The following is a 22,277-nucleotide window of genomic DNA, read 5'->3' as shown; positions in this document are numbered from 1 at the left end:
TTGAGAATCGATCGAGGCCACATGAACTCGTTACCTGTGCACAATGCTTCCTGCAACGGGCCCGTGGGTCTGGAATCGCGCGACATGAGCAAGTTCGACTGGGAGAACTTGCGCCATTACGTCACCTTCGCCCGCACGCAGTCGCTCAGCAGCGCGGCGAGGGAGCTGGGCGTGGAACATGCCACCGTCGCGCGGCGGATCGCGGCGCTGGAATCATCACTGAACCTCAAACTCGTCGACCGCCGCAAACGCAACTATGAAATGACGCCGTTTGGTCATCGCATCGCCGAAATTGCCGGGCGAATGCAGAAAGACGCCAAGGCGATTTCCAAGGTGGCGCTTTCGGTGCAAACGGAAATGGTCGCCGACCTCTCGGTCAGTGCGCCGCCCCTGCTGACGTCCGAGTTCATTGCCCCGCACCTGGGACGCTTGCGTCGTGAACACCCCTCGATCAATGTCAGCCTGCTGATGCAGGACGATATCGGCACCCTGTGCAACCCCGAACCGGACCTGATGATTCGTTTGTGCCGCCCGACCCAGATGGACCTGGTGGCGCGCAAGATCGGCACCGTGTCGTTTGGGCTTTACGGCAGCGCGCATTATCTGACAGAGCACACCAGCGAACAGTACGAGTACATCGTCTATGACGACAGCATGGAACACTCCCGACAACAGGTGTGGCTGCGCGAGGTGGCTGCGGAGCGCCCTGTGGTATTGCGCGCCAGGAGCCTTGAAGTACAGGCCTCGGCAGCACGTGCCGGTGTCGGTATCGCGCTGTTGCCCAATTTTTATGGCCTGAAAGACCCGGCGCTGGAAAAGGCCCAGTTCCATAATTCGGATCTGATGATCGATATCTGGCTGGTGGTGCATGAAGATTTACGCAAGGAAGCCCCTATTCGTTCGTTAATGGACTTCCTGGTCAGTTGTTTTCCGACTGAGCATTATTTCTGAGACGTTTTTTTGAGAGGGGAGTAGTTCACTATTGAATTAACACAAGGTGAATTTTTTAACCCCCTAGGGTGAATACGGGGAGTTTACAAACAAGCGGGCAGATTCCAGTATCAGTCCAAGAATAAGAAACACGCTTCCTTCGACGATTGAAAACCTGTGCCAGGGTTTTCAAGAGTCCATCTCACCGGACACGGCGCGCGCCTCTCCGATTGCGGACACCCCCATAATAAAAAAACAGCCATGATTCCATTTGCCCATTGAACGTGTTCGATGGCGGCATCTAACGCTGAAAAAAACATGTTTGACTTTTGTATTCGGCCTTCGCGGCCCTCGACTCATGCCTCGTAAAAACCTGTCAGGAATAATCCTGTATTACGGCCTCGTTACTACTGGATAAAACCGGAGCGTACTTGCGTGCGTGTCCAGAGTTTTAAGAGAACCCACAGAAGGAATTGGATCATGAGCAAAGTAAAAATTATTGATGTAACGCTCCGTGATGGTGGTTATCGTAATAATTTTGAGTTCACTGCCGACTATGCCGCCAATGCAGTCGGGCACTTGACTGATGTAGGCGTAGTTCACGCTGAAGTGGGCTATTGCAATGGCTCTTTCATTCGCAAAAAAGAACATGGGCTGAGCAGTTCGGTCAGCCCTGAATATCTGGATTCATTACGCCGCGCCACACACGGCCAACTAGGGCTGTGTGTCATGGTTCACCCGCGTAATGTGGTCAGCGAAGACTTTGAAATGCTGGCCGAACATGGCGTCGGAATGATTCGGGTATGCCTGCGTGCCGATCAACTTGAACAAGGGCTGGACACCATCAAGTTGGCCAAGTCGTTCAACTTCCTGGCCAGTGCCAACATCACCCATATCACCACGCAAACACCGGGTGCTGTAACCGACATTGCGTTGCGTGCGGAGGGGGCCGGGGCCGATATCATTTATTTTGCCGACTCCAACGGCAACATGATTCCTGATGATGTCGAACTGCTGATCAGCCGGATCTCCAGAAGAGTGCATGCGCCGTTGGGCTTTCATGCGCACAACAATCTTTCCCTGGCACTTTCCAACTCCATCGCCGCCATCGATGCCGGCGCCGAATACATCGATACCTCGATTTGCGGCATGGGCAAAGGGGCGGGCAACTTGCACCTGGGCATGTTCATCGCCTATCTGGAACGCATTGGCAGTGCCAATGGCTATGACCTGGTCAAGGCCCTGCAATTGTCCGAATACACCGCTGAAAGTGTGCCTCTGAGCAGTCTGCCAGCCCCGCTCATGGACGTGATGCTGGGCGCTTACAACCTGCCGTTCGATGTGTCGCAACGGCTGGAGGACACCATGTCCCGGTTGCAGATCAACTCGACCTTCCAGGCGCTCAGAGCGATGCACGAGCAGGACCTGTTTGCGCGGCACGCTGCACGGCCGACGGTGATTTCCCGAGCCGGTTTCCCGGCTCGCCTTTCCGCGGAAGGAAAAATGTAATGGCGACACTTCATCCATCGACGTTGCCGGACCAGCCGCGTCATCGAGTTTGTGTGCTGCCCGGCGATGGTGTCGGCGTGGAAGTGGTCGAGGCTATCCTGCCGATCTTCGAGGCATTGGCCTTGCCCATCGACCTGGATTTCGGTCAGATCGGCTGGGAGTGCTGGCGAACCGGCGGTGACCCGGTGCCGGCCGAGACCTGGGCAAAAATCGCCGCCGCCGACGCCACGTTGCTCGGCGCCATCACCAGCAAGGCTTTGCAGGAAGCCGAGGCCGAGCTGCCGGAGCATTTGCGCAACACCTCGCGGGTTTACGTCTCGCCGGTGATTCAGCTGCGTCAGCGCCTGAGTCTGTACGCCAATGTGCGGCCAGTCACCGATGTCCTGGGTGAAGGCCGGTTTCGCTTCACGGTGATCCGCGAAAACACCGAAGGGCTCTACGCCGGGCTGGACTTTGCCGCGATACCCGCCGAATTCGAACCGGTGCTCAAGGCGCGGGAACTGGCCGGGGCGCCCTGGCACCGCGACTCGCCCGAGGATGCGACGATGACGGTGCGATTGCAGACCCGGGCCGGTTTGACCCGACTGTTTCGCTATGCCTTCGACTATGCCCGCAAGCACGGCTACCCGCGTGTGACCCTGGCGGACAAGCCCAACGTGTTGCGTTACAGCGGCGCGTTTGCCAAGGGCATCCTCGAAAGCGTTGCCACGGACTACCCGGACATCGCCTGCAACATCGACAACGTGGACGCCGTCGCCCTGTGGATGATTCGTCGTCCGGAGCGCTTTGGGGTGATCGTCGCGGAGAACATGTTCGGCGACATCCTGTCCGATCTCGGTGCCGGGGTCATGGGCGGTCTCGGTTTCGCACCCAGCGCGAACATCGGTGATGCCGGGGCCTACTTCGAACCGGTACACGGCAGCGCCCCGGCGCATGTCGGCCAGAACAAGGCCAACCCCAGCGCGATGTTTCTGTCTCTGGCATTGCTGCTCGAACACCTGGGCTACCACGCACAGGCCCTGGCCATCGAGCAGGCGGTGGCCCAGGTGGTCAAGCACGACTGCCAGACCTACGACAGCGGTGGTCACGCAACCACCCGGCAATGCGCCGCGGCCATCATCGAAAGAAGCGTGCTCAACCTTCGCCTACTCAACCCGCCAACCGACAACGGCCGGGCTTTGCCCGCAAGGAGCCATGCATGAGCGACCTTTCACTCTCCGTGCAACAACGCGCCCTGTTGGAGCAATGCGCTGCTCTGGATACGGCGTCACTGAGTGATGCCCTCGACAGCCTCGGCATTGATGCCGGGTTGCAAGGTATCGCTCAACAAGTCCCGGGCACCCGTTGCTCAGGCTTTGCCTTCACCGTGCTTTACGAGCCGGTCAACCAGAACGACGGGTTCAAGAACGCCGCCAACTACATTGACGACGTCCCCCCGGGCTCCGTGGTGGTGTCCAGCAATGCCGGGCGCCTGGACGCTACCGTTTGGGGCGACATCCTCACCCATGTGGCCTTGAGCCGGAACATCCGCGGCACGGTGATCGACGGTGCTGCCCGCGACATCGACACCGTGACCCGACTCGGTTACCCGCTGTTCAGCCGTGGGCGGTTTATGCAATCGGGAAAGAATCGCGTGCAACTCAAGGCTACCCAGGTGCCGGTGCAGATCGGTGCGGTGACGGTCAATCCGGGGGATTTGATTGTCGGCGATGCGAGCGGCTGTCTGGTGATCCCCATCGACAAGGCCGAGGAAGTCATCAAGCGCGCCCAATCGGTGGAAAAGACCGAGCGCGACATCATCGAGTCGGTGGCGCAAGGCCTGTCGCTGGCCGAGGCGCGACGCCTGCACCGTTATGACCAACCGTGGCTTGCAGCTGAGGCCAAGACCCCGAGCGCCGCCTGAGCGGCCTACCTGCGTGCGATGAACAGGCGTCATGCGAGACGGCACATGACGCTCACTTAAGGAGAAGAGAGATGACTTCGAACCATTTGGTAAAAACCAATCCGATGCGCAGCAGCACCAACAAAATCAAGCTGGGGGTGTTCGCGCTCAATATCGAAGGGGGTTGCACCCTGACCACCGTTCCGGAGCGCTTGAATGCCAGCGACTGGAACGGCAATCTGGAAATCGCCAAAAAAGCCGACAAGGCAGGCCTCGAGTTGCTGCTGCCGGTAGGGCGCTGGCGCGGTTGGGGTGGCGCCAGCGATCCGATGGGCGTGTCGTTCGAAACCTACACCTGGGCCGCGGGGCTGGCGTCGGTGACCGAACAGATCGCCCTGTTTACCACCTCGCACCTGTCGACCGTGCACCCGTTGTTCGCGGCCAAGCAGGCCGCGACCATCGACCATATCAGCGGTGGCCGCTTCGGTCTGAACATGATCTGCGGGTGGTACGGTAAAGAAATGGGCATGTTCAACGGCGGCGTGCAGCTGGAACATGACCGGCGCTACGACCATGCCGATGAGTGGCTGAACGTCGCCCGGATGGCCTGGAACGAGCCGGCCAATTTCGACTTCAAGGGCGACTTCTTCAACATTGCCCAAGGTTTCGCCCAACCCAAACCGCTCAACCAGCCATTCCTGATGAATGCCGGTGGTTCCGAGCGCGGTCGAAGGTTTTGTGCCGAGCATTGCGACGCGGCGTTCCTGATCCTCAAGCACGAAGATGACGACGACACCATTCGCGCGCAGATCAAGGCCTACCGCGACCTGGCACGCCTTGAATTTGGCCGCGAGCTCCAGATCTGGGTCTACTCCTATGTCGTGCAGAAAGACACGCTGGAAGAAGCAGAGAAATACCTCGACTACTACGTCAATCAGCATGGCGATGAAGTCGCACTGGATAACGTCACCTCGGAGATCGGCATTCAGAGCGGGATGTTCGCCAGCACCGAAGACGCCGAGCGCTTCCGCTTCCACTTCAAGGCCGGTTTCGCCGGGGTGCCATTGGTGGGCACCGCCGAAATGATCGCCGAGCAATTCCAGCGCTACAGCGACCTGGGCATCGACGGTATCTGCCTGACCTGGCTCGACTACAAAAGTGGCCTCGACGAGTTTCTCGAAGACGTCTTGCCACGCATGGAGGACGCCGGTCTGCGCCAGCCGCACAACAGCGCTCGGCGGATCATTGGAGCGGTGGCATGAGTGCCCGAAGCGCTTTGGCGCTGGCCGTCGAACCATTGAATCCGGAGCCGGCCGAGGACTTCAAGCGGGCCATGCGGCGCCTGACCAGCACGGTCACCATCATTGCCACCGGCGTTGGCGATGCACGCAGCGGCATGGTCGCCACGGCGGTCAGCTCGTTGTGTACCGATCCGCCCTCGCTGCTGATCTGCATCAACCGCTCGGCCAGTCTGTGTGAGCCGTTGCTGACCAATCAACGGTTCAGCGTGAACCTGCTCGATGCGGCGCAAAGCCAACTGGTCGGTGTATTTGCCGGCCAGCTCAAGGGGCATGCGCGTTTCGAACAGGGTGACTGGGCGGCGTTCGACGATTTGCCGTATCTGCCTGACGCCCAGGCCACGCTGTTCTGCAGCGTGGATGCCCGACTGACCTACGCCACCCACGAGGTGATTGTCGGTCGGGTCGAGCGCTCGCTGGTCACCGAACGCATTTCGCCTCTGCTCTGGCAGGACGGTAAACCGGCACAGTCTTGCGCGCTGATTCACTGATTCACTGATTCACTGATTCACTGAGCCGCGACAATTTTTTAATCTACGTTTGCCAGGAGGCAACCATGAACAACCTGACTGAATTCCAAGCACCGACCCCTGATGAGAGCGACGCGATTTTTCTGGTTAACGTCGTGCACGTCTTCGAAGGCCAACAGGACGCCGCCCTCGATGTACTGCGCTCGGCAGTGAGTTACGTGGCGCAGGCTTACCCGTCGTTCCAGTGGAGCCGCCTGTTCAAAAGCATCGACGGCAAGACGGTGATCAACCAGGCGCAATGGAGCAGCAAAGAAGAGTTCGATTCGCTGTTTTCCGATGAGCAATTTCTGAGCCGCTACAACCGATTGAAAGAGACCGGTACCTGGGAGTTCCACTTGTACAAGGTCAACGACTACATCCCGGCAGCCTGTGCCCCGGTGGCCGCGGCGCTCGTTTAAGCGAGGTGCAGGCCCGCGCACGTTGCGTGTCGCGGGCTTGCCGCTCGGCGAATTCTTTTATCGGTACATCAAGGAGATACACCGTGAGCAATTTCGACTCTGCGCTGACTCGACTGCTTAAAACCACCAACCCGCTGGTCCTGGCGCCCATGGGCGGTGCTTCCGGCGGACGACTGGCCGCGGCGGTTTCACGGGCCGGCGGGCTCGGTCTGGTGGGCGCCAGCTATGGCGATCCGGACTGGATGAAAACCGAGCTGGAGCTGATGAAAGACGTCAAGGAACCCTGGGGCGTTGGCCTGGTGATGTTCACCGTGGCCAAGCGCTTCGAACTGCTGGAACTCGCCCTGTCTTATCGGCCCAGCGTGGTCGCCCTGTCGTTTGGCGATGCCCGGCCTTTTATCGCTCCGATCCAGCAGAGCGGGGCGCTGGCCATCGTTCAGGTGCATGACGTCGATCAGGCGCTGGCGGCCCTGGAGGCCGGTGCCGATGCACTGATCGTGCAAGGCGCCGAAGCCGGCGGGCACAGCCTGCGGCGGGCATCGTTTCCATTGATCCCGGCCGTGCGCGATGCGGTGGGCGACGACGTGGTACTGATCGCCGCCGGGGGTATTGCCGATGGCCGGGGTCTGGCCGCTGCCCTGTTGCTGGGCGCCGATGGGGTGATGATGGGCACGCGGTTTCTGGCCAGTGAAGAGGCGCTGCCGTCCAACAAACTCAAGCAACGGCTGGTCCGGGCCACCGCTGGCGATACCGTGCGCACTCGCGCGTTTGACCTGGTGCGGGGTATCGAGTGGCCAGAGCAGTACAGCGGTCGAGCGCTGGCCAACAACTTCACTGCCCGCTGGCTGGGTTTCGAGCACGAACTGGTGAAGGCTCCGGCCAGTGTCGGCGAGGACTACGCCCAGGCGCTGCGCGAAGACAACACCGACGTCCGCGCGATCTGGGCGGGTGAAGTCGCCGATCTGATCAACGATGTCTTGCCCGCTGCCACCATCGTCGAGCAGACGTTGCGCGGCGCGGAACAGGCCCTGCGTGGCGCTCGCACACTGTTTGATTGACGCGATCAGCGCGTGTTCTTCTGGAAAGGAATCGATATGAACAGCAATGCCCCCGTACATGTGCAGTTTGGTCTGGGCCCGGAACTGGTCGTGGTGATGTCGCCGGTCATGCCCGCCTGGGACCAGGGACAGTTTTTCGCCCCATTGACCGAGTCGCTGGTCGACAAAGGCTATCGGATCATCATCTTTGACACGCTCTCGCTACTGGCCGAAGACCACGAGGATTTTGTCAGCTTCACCCAGCGCTGGGCCGCGGTGATCGAGCCGCTTGGGCCAATTGCCCTGATCGCCGGTTCGGCCCTGGGCGGGGCAGTGGTTCAGGGATTGCTCGCCACCACCGTGGGCCAGCAAGTGGCCCGGGCGTTGTTGATCTCTTCACCGACCAAGGCCGACAAAGTCCTGGATCGCCGACTGGGGACGATGGCCGAGCTGGCCAGCGCCGGTGATGTCGACACCGCGCTGATGCTGCTCGATCAATGGGTGCTACCGGCTCATGCGAAGCCGCCGGTGCGCCAACCGGATGCGCCGGCGAACGCCGAGGAACAGGCCGGGCGACGTCTGGATCAAGGCTTTCGTTTGTTGAACGCACTCAACGTGGAGTCTCAAGTGGCGGCCTGGCCGGGGCGCCTGTTGAGCATCTTCGGCGCGGACTCGCAGTTGGTCAGGGCCACCAATGTCAGCTTCAAGACCTCCGCGCAACACCTGGCCGTCAGCGTTCCCGGTGCCGGGATGCGCCCGCTGCTCGATGACCTCGCGCGCGTGCGCGCCAGTGTGCGAGCACACTTGGGAATCGATCTGGAGGCTCATGCATGAGTGCTTCGACCACCGCCACCCCGGCCTCTCGCGCACGCTTTATTGATGTTCACTACCACGCCGGCCCTGATGCTTATTTGCGTCGTCATAGCGCGCTGCAGGCCGGTCACCATTACCAGGCGCTGGACGGTTGGGTGGTGCTCAAAAATCACTTGGGCTGTACCGCCGCCCAAGCCTGGGAGGCCCGCGAACAAGGACTGCCGGTATCCGGTTCAATCGTGCTCAATGAAATCGCCGGCGGCCTCGATTGGCGGGTGGTCGAGCGTTCACTGTGTCAGCACGATGCCGTCGACCTGCGTTTTGTCGTGCACCTGCCCACCGTGACCGGCCGTTCGCATACCAGTCGGCTGGCCCGCTCGCTCAGTCACTCAATCCTGACTGAGCGACCGATCAAACCGCTGACCGTCAGCGACAGCAGCGGTCAGCTGACCTTTGCCACGTTGGACCTGCTGCGCATGAGCCGTGACTACCCGGTGGTGATCTCCACCGGGCACGCCAACCGCGAAGAGGTTCTGCGCCTGGTGGAAGCGGCCGATCGCCTGCAAGTGCCACGCCTGATGCTCAACCAGCCCGCAAACCCACTGACTGGCCTGAACGCGCAAGACCTTCTCGACCTGGGCAGCCTGCCTTCGCTGTACATCGAGCAGACTGCATTAACTTACCTGCTCGGCTATCAGAGCAAGGAAGACTTTTGCAAAGTACTGCTCGATGTACCCCGTGTGATCTACAGCTCGGACCTGGGCCAGACCAGCCAGCCAGACATTCGTCCGTGGTTGGAGATGAGCGGGCAATGGTTCGAGGAGTTTGAGCTGAGTGCCGAGCGAGTCGAATCCATCACCCGTAGTTGCCCGCTGGAGATGCTCAGCCATTGATGGTCGGGGAGGGGGATTGTTGAAGTCATGCTGAAAACCTGATCAGGGCCGGGCTCTCGCACGACGCAATTTGGCTGGAGTAACAGCGATTACGCCAACATCGCCTCTGTCTTCCAGTTTGTGTACGCGATCTCCATGCTGTTCGCCGGTCGCGTGGTGGACAAGATCGGCACCAAGACTGCCTATGTGCTGACGATCTGCATCTGGTCGACCGGCGCGATCATGCACGCCTTTGCGGTGCCGATGGGTGAGGGGATAGGTGCCGTGAGCAGCGCGTTCGGCATTGCCATGATTCCGGTTTCGATCGCAGGCTTCATGTTGTCGCGCGCTGTGCTGGCGATAGGCGAAGCGGGCAACTTCCCGATTGCAATCAAGGCCACCGCAGAATACTTCCCGAAGAAGGAGCGTTCCTTCGCCACCGGCATATTCAATTCCGGTGCGAATGTGGGCGCGATCCTGGCGCCGATCTGCGTGCCGCTGATCGCCAGCCTATGGGGCTGGGAAGCGGCTTTCATCGTGATTGGTATGTTGGGCTTCGTTTGGGTGGGCGTCTGGATTGCGCTGTACGAGAAACCGGAGCAGCAAAAACGTCTGTCGGCGCAGGAACTGGCCTACATCCGCAGCGACCAGGTCGTGCCGGTGGTCACCCGCCCGGTACCGGCTGTCGCCGACAAAAAAGTATCGTGGTTCAAATTGCTGACCTACCGCCAGACGTGGGCCTTCGCCTTCGGTAAATTCATGACCGACGGAGTGTGGTGGTTCTTCCTGTTCTGGCTTCCCACCTATTTGTCGGCGCAATACGGCATGAAAGGCCAGGCCATCGTGATGCCGCTGGCCGTGCTGTACAGCATGACCATGGTCGGCAGTATCGGCGGCGGCTGGTTCCCCAGCTATTTCATGTCACGCGGCGACGCGCCGTATGACGGTCGCATGAAAGCCATGCTGGTGATCGCTTTCTTCCCGCTGCTGGTGTTACTGGCGCAGCCATTGGGTTACATCAGTTTCTGGGTGCCGGTGCTGCTGATTGGCGTGGGCGCGTCGGCGCACCAGGCATGGTCTTGCAACATTTTTACCACCGTGTCTGACATGTTTCCGCAAAAGTCCATCGCCTCGGTGGTCGGCATAGGCGGTTTGGCCGGCGGCTTGGGCGGCGTAGCGATGACCAAGATCGGCGGTTGGGTGATCGATCACTACAAGCTGATCGGTGATATTCATACCGGCTACATGATCATGTTTGCCATCTGCGCGCTGGCCTATCTGGTGGCATGGAGCGTCATGAAGGCGCTGGTACCACGCCATAAGGAAATCACCGATCTGTAAACGGTTGGCACCCGCCAGCCCGCGAGCGCTGCGCACTGCGATGGATTTTGTCGCAGTGCGTGGGCTTGACTGCCCGATGGCTGCACACAGGGGTTCGGCATGATCTAAGCTCCAGAAGATGGTTTTTGCGAGCAGGGGTTGCAATGCGAAGCACACCTGAAAACAGCCTGAAAAATGCGTTGAAAGCCTGTAGAGACAGCTTTATTTCTGTTGGTTTTTTCAGCTTTTTCATCAACGCGCTCATGCTCGTGCCTACCTTCTATATGCTTCAGGTATATGGGCGAGTGATGGCCAGCGGAAGCCTGACAACCCTGGCAATGCTGACGCTGATCATGACCGGGCTGATCATCACGCTCGGCTCCCTGGAATGGATCCGTTCGCGCATCATGGTTCGGGTCAGTACCCGGCTGGATGTGTTGCTCAGTCGCCAGGTCTATAAGGCCAGTTTCAAACGGGCTCTGGACAGTGGTGGCATGGATGCTTCGGCCCAGTCGCTCAACGACCTGACGGGCTTGAGACAATTTCTCTCCGGTAACGGTTTGTTCGCCTTCTTCGATGCGCCCTGGTTGCCTATTTATATCGCCGTGATGTTCATGTTTCATCCCTGGTTTGGCTGGGTAGCGACGGGCAGTGCGCTGTTGTTGTTATTGCTCGCGTTTATCAATGAGAAACTGACGGGGCCGGCGCTGGCCCAGGCGAACAAGGAACATATCGGCGCGACGCTCTACACCACGAAAAATCTTCGTAACGCTGAAGTCATCGAATCCATGGGCATGCTTGAAACCCTTATGGACCGTTGGGGACTTCGCCAAAGAAACGTCCTGTTGCTGCAGGCTCAGGCAAGCGATAGAGGTGCCATCGTCAGCACGCTTTCCAGGACCTTCCGGATCCTGGTGCAATCATTGATTCTTGGTCTTGGGGCGTACCTGGCCGTGGACCATCAGGTAGGGGCAGGCTTGGTGTTTGCCGGGGCCATACTGCTAGGGCGCGCATTGGCCCCCATCGATCTGATCATCGGCAGTTGGAGGGGCTTTATTGCGGCTCGCTCGCAATACGGCCGTCTCAACGACATCCTCGACAAACAACAGGCTCAGCCCGAACGCATGTCATTGCCTGCGCCTCAGGGACACGTGCAGGTGGAGAATCTGGTCGTCGCGGCACCAGGCTCGAAAACCCCGATCATCAACAACATAAGTTTCAGCGTACCTGCCGGCTGCGTTGTCGGAATCATCGGTCCAAGTGCCGCGGGCAAGTCGACCCTGGCCAGGGCACTGATAGGGGTATGGGCGCCGGTGCATGGCGTGGTCCGGCTCGATGGCGCGGACATCAGCGCGTGGGACAAACATGAACTTGGGCCGTATATAGGTTACTTGCCCCAGGACATTGAACTGTTCGAAGGCAGTGTCAGCGAGAACATTGCCCGCTTCGCCGAGGTCGACTCGGCGAAAGTCATTCAAGCTGCCAGGACCGCTGGCGTTCACGAAATGATTTTGCTGTTGCCCGATGGCTACGACACCGTCATTGGCAGCGAGGGCCTCATGCTGTCGGGAGGGCAGCGCCAGCGCATCGGACTGGCCCGTGCCCTGTATGGCAGCCCGCGGCTGATTATTCTCGACGAGCCCAATTCCAATCTTGACGAAGTCGGTGATCGCGCCCTGGTGGCAGCTATCCAGCAGATCAAGCAGAGCGGCGCGACCCTGTTTGTCATTACCCATCGAACCAACATCGTGTCGCAACTGGACCGGCTGATGGTGATGAACGCAGGGGTTATCAGTCTCTACGGGCCACGCGAGCAGGTGCTCGCCGAACTCAACGCGCAGAGACAGCAGGCACAAAAGCACGCCATGTCGGCAGGCGCCAGCATGGCTTCGGTCAAAACCAGCAAGGGTGATGCCGATGAACCCTACGATGCCCAGTCGTCAAATTGAAAGCTTCGCCGGCCTGCCGATATCTGATCGTAAAGTACGCCGCCTGGGCATTGGTATTGTTGGGGTGACCTTCGGCCTGTTCGGCACCTGGGCGGCGCTCGCGCCCCTCGACGGTGCCGCGTACGCGCCGGGGGTGGTCACCGTGCAGACTTACCGCAAAACGGTCCAGCATCCTGAAGGGGGCATCGTCAAAGCGGTACTGGTCCATGACGGTGACATCGTCAAGGGTGATGATCCGCTGATCATTCTTGATGATGCCCAGCTGCGCTTCGAATACGAGATGACCCGAGGCCAGCTGGTCGCGACCCAAGCCATGGAAGCAAGACTCAGAGCCGAGCGCGACGCACTGGCGGCGATCAGTTTTGGGGAGATAGCCGATCCCGCCAGTCTGCGAGGTGCCGAAGCGCGCCAGGGTGAGACCCAGGTATTCAACGCGCAACGGGGATCACGGCTGGGCCAGATAGCGGTGCTGCAGGAGCGCATTGGTCAGTTGAGTCAACAGATCAAGGGACTGGAGGCGATGATCAGTGCCAAGGTTCATCTGGAGAAATCCTACAGCGGTGAAATCAATGAATTGACCGACCTGCTCAAGCAAGGGTTCGTTGACAAACAACGTCTGCTCGAGCAGGAACGCAAGCTGGGGATGCTCAGGTCGGAGGTGGCTGATCACCGTTCCGCGATTAACAAGACTCGTCTGCAGATCAACGAAACACAGCTGCAGATTCTGCAAGTCGACAAGGATTTCAATACCGAGGTCGCCAAGCAGCTGGCCGAGGTTCAGACCAGGATGTACGACCTGCAAGAGAAAACCTCCTCCCTGGAAGACCGGCTCAGTCGTATCGTCATCCGCGCACCCGACGCGGGCATGGTGATTGGCATGACCGTGCACACCATTGGTGGTGTCGTGAGCCCGGCGACGCCGCTGCTGGACATCGTTCCATCGGTTTCCGAACTGGTCATAGAGGCGCAGGTGGCGCCGGTGGATATCGATCGTATCGCCATCGGCAAGCGTGCCGATATCCGCTTCGGCGCGTTCAATAGCTCGACCACTCCGGTGATCGAAGGCGAGGTCAGCAGCGTATCGGCTGACCGGCTGACCAACGAAAAGACCGGGACGGCCTATTACCTGGCGCGGGTGCGGGTAACCGAGGAGGGTGCACGCACCTTGGGTGAGCGCAAGTTGTTGCCGGGGATGCCAGCGGACGTATTGATCATCACCGGGCAACGCACGCTGTTGCAGTACTTGATGCAGCCAGCCCGCGATGCCATGGCTCAATCGATGATCGAGGAATAACCATGAGCGCGTCGGCCGTTCTGCTGGGCGGTGCGTTCATGCTGGCAGCGGGTGCCGCCCTGGCGCAAACCATTGCGACAACGCCGGCCGGGGTCAGTGCCTCGACGTTTTCCACCGACCTCATGCAGTTGTATCGTGAGTCACGGCTGGAAGATCCGCGGGTATTGGCCTCCTATGCGCAAGCGCAGGCGGGTAAGGAACATCAGCGCGAGGCCATGGGTGCGCTGTTCCCGCAGGTATCGCTGAACGCCGGGACGAATCGGATTCATCAGGAGAGCGACCTGGTGGAGCAGAGTTACGATAGCGAAAACTACAGCCTGGTGCTGCGTCAGTACCTCTACAACAAGGCCGCTTGGGAGAACTACCAAAAATTCAAAAGTCTGGCCAGGCAGTCCGAATCGCAAGCGCTGGATGCCCAGGCCGAGGCCACAATGGACTTGGCAGAGCGTTACTTCACCGCGTTGGCGGCCGAAGATGAACTGGAGTTGGTGAAGGCAGAGCGTCGAACCACGCAAAAGAGTCTGGACCGAGTCAATGCGTTGTACGAAAAGCAGCTGGCAATGATTACTGATCAGCTCGACCTCAAGGCCCGGGTAGATTTGCTGGCGGCGCAGGAACTGGATGCCCGCAACCAGGCCAGTATCAGTCGCGAGGCACTGGCAGAGATCGTCGGCCGTCCGGTCAAGGAGAGGCTCAACCGGATTCGCGATGACGTGCAGCTACGGGTTTCGGCGCAGAGTCTGGATACCTGGGTGCGCGAGGGTATAGCGCTAAACCCGGCGCTCAAGGCCAACGAAAGCGGTGTCGAAGCAGCGGGCGCTGCGTTGCGCAGCGGCAAGGGCGGGCACTATCCGACCCTGAGCCTAACGCTGAGCGCGCAGCAGACCAACGAGGGCTACAACAATGCCCTGGCGCCGCGCACCGACAGTTATGTCGCCGGTATTGGCGTGCAAGTGCCGCTGTACAGCGGCGGTTCGACTTCGGCGCGGGTCCGTGGGCTTTACCAGGATCAAATTACCGCCGAGCAGGAACTGGAAGCGATCCGGCGCCGGGTGGTCAAAGAGATCACCAGCGCTTACCTGACCGCCAATTCGAGCGGAGAAAAGATCAATGCGAGCCGAAATGCCCTGTCCTCGGCACAGCTGTCCAGAGTGGCGGCAGAAAAAGCGCTCGATTACGGCATGGTCAATGCCGTCGATGTCCTGACCAGCGTACGCAACGAATTCCGGGCTCGTCGTGACCTGCTCAAGACGCAATACGAGTTCGTCACTAATGTCCTCACACTCAATCGCTGGGCGGGAAAGCTGCCCGCCGAAAGTGTCGAAAGCGTTAATGGCTGGTTGAGCCCCGGCAGTTCCAGCCAAAACTTCACATCCCCCTGATCCAGCCGCAATACCAACTATGTATCCCCGTTACGACTGGACGCCAATCCGAGCAGACTGGCTGCATTCGTATGGCTCGGCGAGGCACGTTTTGCCGAGAAATTGACGTCAGTATTGCGATTGCGCCCGGGCGCAAACCACTCGTCGGTTAATTGACGATTTTGAGCGTAGGCGGACCTTGGTCGCAGGCCGCCCCTGCGAGCCTAAGACCTTGATTTTTTAGGGCGAGTGGGTGTTGGGGACATCTGCCTGGCTACTCGCGTAAGGCTTGGATCGACGACTGGCGGATGGGTGGGCTGGCGGCGCGCTGAGCTGACCTAGACTCAGTTGAGCAGCTCGAGGGAGCAACATCATCATGCGCAAGTTATTGATGATTATTCCTATTTATGTTTCCTCGATGGCTTTGCCCGGCTTTTGGAAATGTCTGCAACCCCTGCCTCTGAAGCCAGGGAAGTGTCCCCAAAGGCGAATATCCGGGCGGGCACCGTTCAGGCCTGTCGGCGTTCGCATCTGTCCTTCGATCACGGAGGGCAGGTGAACGAGCTGCTGATCCAGGAAGGCCAAGGGAGGGAGGTCAGAGTTCATTTTTCAAGGGAGTCAGGAAAGTAATGACGACCCATAGAAAACCCATTCGCGTGATGCTGATCGATTGTCGTCCCCTCGTTCTCATGGGCCTTCAAGATTTGATCAATGCCAGAAAGCCTCGGATGGAAGTGATCGGCCAGGCCACCACTTATACCAATGCGCTGGATCTCGCCGATCAGTTGCGTCCCAATGTCATTTTTTTCAGTTTCTTTCCGGATGCGTTGAACCCGCTAGAGGTCGTTGCGGGACTCACCCGCAACGCCGAAATGAAAGTGCTGGTGCTCAAGGGCCTGTACGAAGCCGTCCCCGTTGCCCAGGCAATAGAGGCGGGTGCACGCGGCATCGTGCTGGCGGAAGACCCGACGGAATCGATCATCCAGGCCATTATCACGGTCCACCACCGTGACACCGGACTGGATAGAGCCTGGGCCGGTGGGCTTTCCGGCTATGCGGCGACCGGGAAAATACATCTGAAATGCAATCTGGAGCAGGCAAAACAGGCTCGGCTGACGCTACGCGAGAGGGAATTGATTCGCGCCATTGTGGGGGACCCGTCCGCCAAATACATGTGCATAGCCGGGCGCCTGGGCATCAGCGAGCACACCGTGCACAACCACCTCAGCAACATCTATCAAAAGCTTAATCTGATCAATCGCATCGACTTGCTGATGTATGCGCTGAAGCACGGGCTCACCAACAACGAAAAACCACCCGAGTCCACGTGGGTGGAACTGGATTTGGTTTCACGTCGGAACAAGACGATCTGACAGCCTTTGGCGCGTCTGCCGCTGGGTGCCGGGGTTGATGCGATCGTGCGGATCTACTATCGGAACTGACCAAACAATGCGAGGGTGGTTTACACCACCCTCGCATCCTTTTACGCGCGCGACGCCTTAGACGCTGCCAAGAACAATGTCGCTAGTCAGAAGATCAACCCCGACCAAGGTGATAGTCGTGACGTCTCCGCCAGTTTCGGCAACCGACACGATGCTGTCTGTGCCGCTGTTGTCGATCTGGACAGTAGCGCTCTGGTCGCCGTTGAGTACCAAGGTGTCTCGCAGATTTGCGTCCGCATCGAAGCCGGTGACCTGGTACAGGTTCTCGGTGAATGACAAATCGACGTTGAAGGCATCACGTTCACCGCCCGTGCCCACCAGCGTGTAGTCGAAGTTGCCTGCCAAGTCGTTGGCGAACAGGTTGGCGTCGAACGTACTCGTCGCCGAATCCCCATCTCTGTCCGTCACCGTCGCGTTGAACGTCAGCTGGATATCGCTGGCCAGGCTCTCGGTCTCCTGAATGAACTGGATCACCGGGATCTTGATGTCGCCTCGGCCCATCGTGAGCTGAACAGCGTCGATCAGCGTCGTGCCTTCCTGCTCAATGAGGAAGGACACCTGTCCACGGGGCTCTGGAGTCAGGGTATTCACCTCGATGAGGTCCGAAGTCGTGCCATCCTCGTAGTAGATCCTGTAGTACAGGTCCTCGGTCGCTGTGTTGTAACCCGCTACAGAGTTGTCGATGAAGACCTTCATGGCCGTCACCAGGCTCTCCGGATTAACGACGAAACTTTCATCGGTAGCGCCGATTGCCACCAGGTTGTCTCCCTGGAGGACGTTATTGGCGACGCCGATGCCGGACGTGCTGACGTTCATGGCCCTCGGGTCGATGTACGAGGGCAGGGGGTTGGTCTGTATCTGGGCTTCGGTGGGGTCGGGTGCTCCAAGCCCGATACCGGTCAGGATGTCCGAAGTCGACGCAAGCGCCTTCGCGGAAAAGAACACAACCTCCTCGGATGCCGAAGGAATGGTCGGGTCACTCGTCTTCGGAATTAACAATGTGCGCACTGGGTCCGGACCGCCGGCAGAGAGCGAGCCATCGGCGGTGCTGAGCACGACCGTCGAACTGAAGCCTTGCACCAGATCCAGTGCATAGCTGCCATTGGCATAGGCGGTCAGCGTGTAGTCGATGGTGGTATCCGCTGTAGCGACGTTGTTGTCGAAATCGCCGGTCAACGTCCCTTCGAATTGGTACGCGCCATTGCCGTCTGGTGAGAGCACCAGCTCGGTGAGGGTGGCGGTGCCGGTGGTGGTCGTGTTGTCGGGCCTGACGAGGGTGAACTGGCTGTTCACCGAAATATCCAGACCGGCCGCACTCAGCCCATCGGTGCCGGCCGAATTACTCCAGAAGCCAGTTTGCGGCAGGACGCTACCGGTCCCGATCAGGTTGCCGAAGGCGAGTGCTGGGCCGTCATCTTCGAAGATGATCCTGGAGCCGATTTCGGCGGTCGTAACAGTAGTTTGGAGCAGTGTGAACCCACCGATATCAAAATCGGCGTGGTTATTGCCCCTGGCGTCGAGGGCCGCCCCGTTCTCGATGAGCACGCGGTTGTGATCCGCCGTTGTGGTGTATTGAATCTGGTAGCCGGCCAAAACGCCGGTGATGGTTGCAACCCCGTCAGTAATGGTGATGGTAATGGCCGGATCATTCACCGATCCGTTTGAGTTCTCAATCACCTGCCCGGTGCTGATGTTGGTAACGAGCACATTGGTGATGGCCACCGGCGTATCGTTCGTATAGCCGTTGATGAAATTCACGCCAGGTTCAGCAGTGGTGCTGAATGCGCTGATTTTTACGACAGCGCTCTTGCCGCTTTGCAACTGCACGACGTCGAAATTGGCCGTCTTCGCATTGACGACGCCGGTAAAGTCGATGTTGGATTCAACATCTGCTTCGGTCTGATCCAGGTTGGGGATGGTCACATCCTGCCTGGCACCGGTGACGAACGAATAACGAATGCCTTCCTGTTCCGTAATCATCTGGCTGTTGGTGCCAAAGGTGGTCGGGCCACCCGCCTGGCTGGTATTGATTGTGTCGCCCGTGTTGATATTGGCACCGCTTGACTGGTCTGCGGGGTTTTTGCCGGTGGCGATGATGGTGGGATCCGTGATCCGCACGACACCATCGACCGTTTCAGTGGCCGGGTTCACCGTCGTGAACATCAGGAAGAGGTTCTGACCGGAGGGCGCATTGGCCAGACTGAACTCCAGGTCCTGACTGGTTCCGACGAATACTTTATCCAGCAGATTGAGCGAATCATCGGCGTTCGTAGCATCTGGATGCTTGAGCGGTTGGTACTCCACGGTCCAGATCTTGCCGCCGGTGACCGGCGATCCGGTTTCTTCGATATAGGCTGCGAACACGATCGCGCCGGTTGCGCTCCCGGCTCGGCCCACAAGGATGTTGTTGTTCGTATCTGTGTAGAGAAGGATGCTGGTGCCATCGAGGGTAAACAGTCCGCTGTCCACGCCATTGAGCGGTGCCCCAGCGCTGTCGACGAAGCTGATATCGGTAATGCTTGCTCCGTCGGTGACGGTGAACGCATCACTGCCCGTGTCGCCCACGGCACCGGTATAACCACTCAAGGCCGCACCTGTTGCGGTACCTGCTCCAAGTGCGGTCAAACGGGTAGAGAAGGCCGAGGGTAGGGACGCCACCAGAATGTCGTTGTCGTCAGCATCTCCTGGAGGGGTTGGAGTGGCGGTGGCATTTTGCAACCCGGCCGTTTCGTCCAGCGAAACGTCCACGCCGGTGATTCCAATAGCCATGATTTTTCTCCCGAACAATTGCGGTCATCGAGGCCTGACCGTTGACCATAGTTCGCAACTATGAGCATGCGCCGGGGATTGCGCATCGGCCGATACTCCCAAGCGGGGTAGGAGTTTCAGCCTACTTGGGAGGGAGAAAGGGGATGAGGACGCTAAGGGGCGCCATCGCATAGGCCCAATGAAAACGGCCTGGCCCCTTGTGGGAGCCAGGCCGTGTGCCCTCAGTGGCTTTCAGACAATGTCGGTGCTTGCTATATCAGTCACCCCGACCAACTGGATGATGGTGGTGATACCCGAACCGTCGCCGTCGAATGCCAGGTAGCCGTCGCCTCCAACGACGCCGAAGTAGTAGTTCTTCGCGCCGTCCAGCGCGATATCAGCGGCGGCGGTGAACGCCGCCAAGTGGGTGGCCGGTGCCAGTACTTCGGTGTAGTTCGTGCTCGAACCCGGTGCCGTGAAGTTGAATGTGTCACTGCCGGTGGCAAAGCCGCCATCGATGACAGTCAAGGCCGTGGAGAACAGCCCGTCGACGTCGGTGTCGGCGATCACGAACGTGTCCGCACCCGCTGAGGCCGTTGTTCACGCCAAACCCCTCGAACTGCACAAAGAAGTTGCTGGCCAGCGTCATCACCGAAACCGGCGGATTCGATCCAGCGGTCGTGGCTTGATTGAGCGCATAGCCCTGAAGGGGGTTTCCAGGCGTCGAGGTGTTCAGGATGCTGAAGCTCTGAATCTCCTGATTCAGTTTCAAGGTATAGGTGTCAGCCACCTTGTCAAAGGTCAGCGTGCCGGTGGTGTTGGTGGTCGCTCCCTGTGTTGGATTGTTGGACACATAGGTGAAGCCCACGTTGAACACCGCCTGGCTATCTGTCTCCGAGACCCAACTCACCGATTTGTTGGTGATCGCGTTCGCTCCCACCGTGACGCCCGTGAGGGCCACGGACAGGAAGTCGGAGTTCGACGCACTGTAGGGCGCCACATGCGTGTCCGCGCCAATCGAGTAAGCGAAGACGCCTGTTCCACCTTCATCTGTCAAAGACGTCCCATTGCTGCTGTTCGCGTAGACCAGGCTCGACGTGGCCGTCACGATCGGGGTGTCGTCATCGACGTCAATCCCCAGCGTGCCATCGGCCACTGTGCCGGCCCCGTCCTGACCAAAGTCGTGGCCCAGCGTGCCGCTTGTGTTAGCCGAGTTTGCATCGTCGCCCGTGCCGCCAGCATTGCCACCCGTGAGCGCATCGTCGTCGAGCAGCACCGTGTTGTTGGCTGAGACTGCCGGTCCGTCGTCGTCGAAGTTGATGTCGTCGCCGATGCCGACGCTGTCGGTGCTGGTGTCGCCGTCGCCGTCGGTCACCGTCACCACCGCGTTGATGAGGCCGGTCAGATCGACTCGGTCGCAACCCGGCGTTTTCGATCAGTACGCGGTTGTGATCGGTCGCCGTGCCGTAAGTGATCTGCGAGTCGGTCGGAATCCCGGTGATCAACACCGTGCCGTCGGCGTTGTAGGTGATGACAGCGGTGGTGATGGTAACGCCCGCGAACGTCTTCACGGTGACACTGCCGTTGGTGATCGCGACTTTTTCGGTGCTGTCGTTGGCGTAGCTGTCGACGAAGTTGACGCCGCTCTGCGATCCGCTGACGTTATCGGCGTTCTTGTAGGCGGTGAGCAAGATCTTCGCGGTCGTGCCGCCCGTTTCCTGCACGATTTTGAAGGTCGCGGCGCGGGCGCCGAAGTACTGGGTGAAATCGATGTTCGCTTCGACACCCGCTTCGCCTGGGCTCAGGTTGGGGATCGTGACGTCCGCCCTGGAACCGGTGACGAAGCTGAAGCGCAGGCCTTCCTGTTCGGTGACCGCCTGGTTGTTGGTGCCCAGGGTCGTGTTACCGCCGCCCTGACTGCTGTTGACCGTGTCGGCGCTGGTGATGGCAGCACTGCTTGCCGACTGATTCAGCGGATCCCGGCCGGTGACGATGATCGAGACACCGGGAATCCGGCCGTTCACATCAGCCGTCGCGCCCTCGGTCGTGAACATCAGGAACAACTGCTGGCCCGATGGTGCCCCATCCAGGCTGAATTCCAGATCCTGACTGGCGCCGATGAAGACCTTGTTCAGGAGATTGAGCGAGTCATCGGCGTTCGTAGTATCTGGATGCTTGAGCGGTTGGTACGCCACGGTCCAGATCTTGCCGCCCGTGACCGGCGATCCGGTTTCTTCAATATAGGCAGCGAACACGATCGCGCCGGTTGCGCTCCCGGCTCGGCCCACAACGATGTTGTTGTTCGTGTCTGTATAGAGAAGGATGCTGGTGCCATCGAGGGTATCCAGTCCGCTGTCCAGGCCATTGAGCGGTGCACCAGTGCTGCCGACGAAGCTGATATCGGTAATGCCGGTCGCGTCGGTGAGGGTGAACGCATTGCTGCCCGTGTTGCCCGCTGCACCGGTATAGCCACTCAAGGCCGCCCCCGTTGCGGTACCTGCCCCAAGAGCGGTCAAACGGGTAGCGAAGGCCGAGGGTAGAACCGTTACCAGAATGTCGTTGTCGTCAGCGTCACTCGCAGGGGTTGGCGTGGCGGTGGCGTTCTGCAACCCCGTCGTTTCGTCCAGCGAAACATCCTCGCCGGTCGCCGCGACGCTCAAAGCATTGGCGGTAATCGACGTTGTCAGCAATGAGTTTTGTTCGTCAATGGTCATGACTTTTTCCTGGGCAGATGCGGTCATCGAGGCCTGACCGTTGACCTTGGGTCGCCACTATGGCTAAGCGCCAGGGATTGCGCATCGGCTGATACTCCCAAGCGGGGTGGGAGTTTCAGACTACTTTGGAGGGGGGAAGGGTTTTACGCAAAGGGGGGCGTCGTACTACCTTCATGTTTA

17 protein-coding genes and 1 pseudogene are annotated in these 22,277 nt (G+C 59.4%); 15 read left to right on the top strand and 3 right to left on the bottom strand.

All coding sequences use genetic code 11. The features are described 5' to 3' along the window. The first annotated feature begins 84 nt into the window (after positions 1–84). The 15 genes and pseudogenes from ACYZT2_RS15980 to ACYZT2_RS15910 all read left to right on the top strand — a co-directional run bounded on the left by ACYZT2_RS15980 (position 85) and on the right by ACYZT2_RS15910 (position 16,566). Positions 85–951, top strand: coding sequence for a LysR family transcriptional regulator (locus ACYZT2_RS15980; RefSeq protein WP_461965464.1), 867 nt, complete (start codon positions 85–87; stop codon positions 949–951). Positions 952–1,410: 459 nt separating this feature from the next. Beyond that, a complete protein-coding gene (locus ACYZT2_RS15975; RefSeq protein ID WP_461965462.1) occupies positions 1,411–2,439 on the top strand; it encodes a beta/alpha barrel domain-containing protein in 1,029 nt (342 codons plus the stop codon). Continuing rightward, entirely contained in the window at positions 2,439–3,641 is a 1,203-nt protein-coding gene (locus tag ACYZT2_RS15970; protein WP_461965460.1) for an isocitrate/isopropylmalate dehydrogenase family protein, read from the top strand. Before ACYZT2_RS15975 ends, ACYZT2_RS15970 begins: the two co-directional genes overlap by 1 nt. Continuing rightward, complete coding sequence (locus tag ACYZT2_RS15965) at positions 3,638–4,342, top strand: RraA family protein (RefSeq protein WP_461965458.1); 705 nt, start codon at positions 3,638–3,640, stop codon at positions 4,340–4,342. Before ACYZT2_RS15970 ends, ACYZT2_RS15965 begins: the two co-directional genes overlap by 4 nt. Positions 4,343–4,413: 71 nt before the next feature. Beyond that, positions 4,414–5,583: an LLM class flavin-dependent oxidoreductase gene (locus ACYZT2_RS15960; RefSeq protein WP_461965456.1), complete on the top strand. Its 1,170-nt coding sequence runs from the start codon at positions 4,414–4,416 to the stop codon at positions 5,581–5,583. Next, positions 5,580–6,110, top strand: coding sequence for a flavin reductase family protein (locus tag ACYZT2_RS15955; protein ID WP_461965454.1), 531 nt, complete (start codon positions 5,580–5,582; stop codon positions 6,108–6,110). The genes ACYZT2_RS15960 and ACYZT2_RS15955 overlap by 4 nt, the downstream gene beginning before the upstream one ends. Before the next feature lie 65 nt (positions 6,111–6,175). Then, the gene (locus ACYZT2_RS15950) at positions 6,176–6,547 is read left to right on the top strand and encodes an antibiotic biosynthesis monooxygenase (RefSeq protein ID WP_461965452.1); all 372 of its coding nucleotides are present in this window, start codon (positions 6,176–6,178) and stop codon (positions 6,545–6,547) included. Positions 6,548–6,630: 83 nt separating this feature from the next. Beyond that, entirely contained in the window at positions 6,631–7,605 is a 975-nt protein-coding gene (locus ACYZT2_RS15945; protein WP_461965450.1) for an NAD(P)H-dependent flavin oxidoreductase, read from the top strand. Positions 7,606–7,641: 36 nt separating this feature from the next. Next, entirely contained in the window at positions 7,642–8,418 is a 777-nt protein-coding gene (locus tag ACYZT2_RS15940; RefSeq protein ID WP_461965448.1) for an alpha/beta fold hydrolase, read from the top strand. After that, entirely contained in the window at positions 8,415–9,290 is an 876-nt protein-coding gene (locus ACYZT2_RS15935; protein WP_461965446.1) for a DUF6282 family protein, read from the top strand. The genes ACYZT2_RS15940 and ACYZT2_RS15935 overlap by 4 nt, the downstream gene beginning before the upstream one ends. A gap of 60 nt (positions 9,291–9,350) precedes the next feature. Then, positions 9,351–10,610: pseudogene (locus ACYZT2_RS15930) on the top strand (MFS transporter); the annotation flags it as partial. 143 nt (positions 10,611–10,753) lie between these two features. Then, positions 10,754–12,538 carry a type I secretion system permease/ATPase gene (locus ACYZT2_RS15925; RefSeq protein WP_461973130.1) on the top strand — a complete coding sequence of 595 codons (1,785 nt, stop codon included), beginning with the start codon at positions 10,754–10,756 and terminating at the stop codon, positions 12,536–12,538. Then, complete coding sequence (locus ACYZT2_RS15920; protein WP_461965444.1) at positions 12,519–13,832, top strand: HlyD family type I secretion periplasmic adaptor subunit; 1,314 nt, start codon at positions 12,519–12,521, stop codon at positions 13,830–13,832. Before ACYZT2_RS15925 ends, ACYZT2_RS15920 begins: the two co-directional genes overlap by 20 nt. 2 nt (positions 13,833–13,834) lie before the next feature. Further along, on the top strand, positions 13,835–15,214 hold the full coding sequence (locus tag ACYZT2_RS15915) for a TolC family outer membrane protein (RefSeq protein ID WP_461965442.1): 1,380 nt from the start codon (positions 13,835–13,837) through the stop codon (positions 15,212–15,214). A gap of 608 nt (positions 15,215–15,822) precedes the next feature. Then, a complete protein-coding gene (locus ACYZT2_RS15910; RefSeq protein ID WP_461965440.1) occupies positions 15,823–16,566 on the top strand; it encodes a response regulator transcription factor in 744 nt (247 codons plus the stop codon). Positions 16,567–16,692: 126 nt separating this feature from the next. On the opposite strand, the gene ACYZT2_RS15905 is transcribed toward ACYZT2_RS15910, so the two are convergent. From ACYZT2_RS15905 to ACYZT2_RS15895, 3 genes are all read right to left on the bottom strand, one after another. Then, complete coding sequence (locus ACYZT2_RS15905) at positions 16,693–19,404, bottom strand: DUF5801 repeats-in-toxin domain-containing protein (protein ID WP_461965438.1); 2,712 nt, start codon at positions 19,402–19,404, stop codon at positions 16,693–16,695. Between the two features lie 231 nt (positions 19,405–19,635). Beyond that, positions 19,636–19,953, bottom strand: a complete 318-nt coding sequence (locus ACYZT2_RS15900) for a hypothetical protein (RefSeq protein WP_461965436.1) — start codon at positions 19,951–19,953, stop codon at positions 19,636–19,638. Positions 19,954–20,588: 635 nt separating this feature from the next. Further along, complete coding sequence (locus ACYZT2_RS15895; RefSeq protein WP_461965434.1) at positions 20,589–22,097, bottom strand: DUF5801 repeats-in-toxin domain-containing protein; 1,509 nt, start codon at positions 22,095–22,097, stop codon at positions 20,589–20,591. Positions 22,098–22,277: the final 180 nt, after the last annotated feature.

The sequence above is a fragment of the Pseudomonas sp. MDT1-85 genome, from assembly GCF_054898065.1.
Note: the sequence above shows the minus strand (reverse complement) of the source record. Positions and strands in the feature narration are given on the sequence as shown.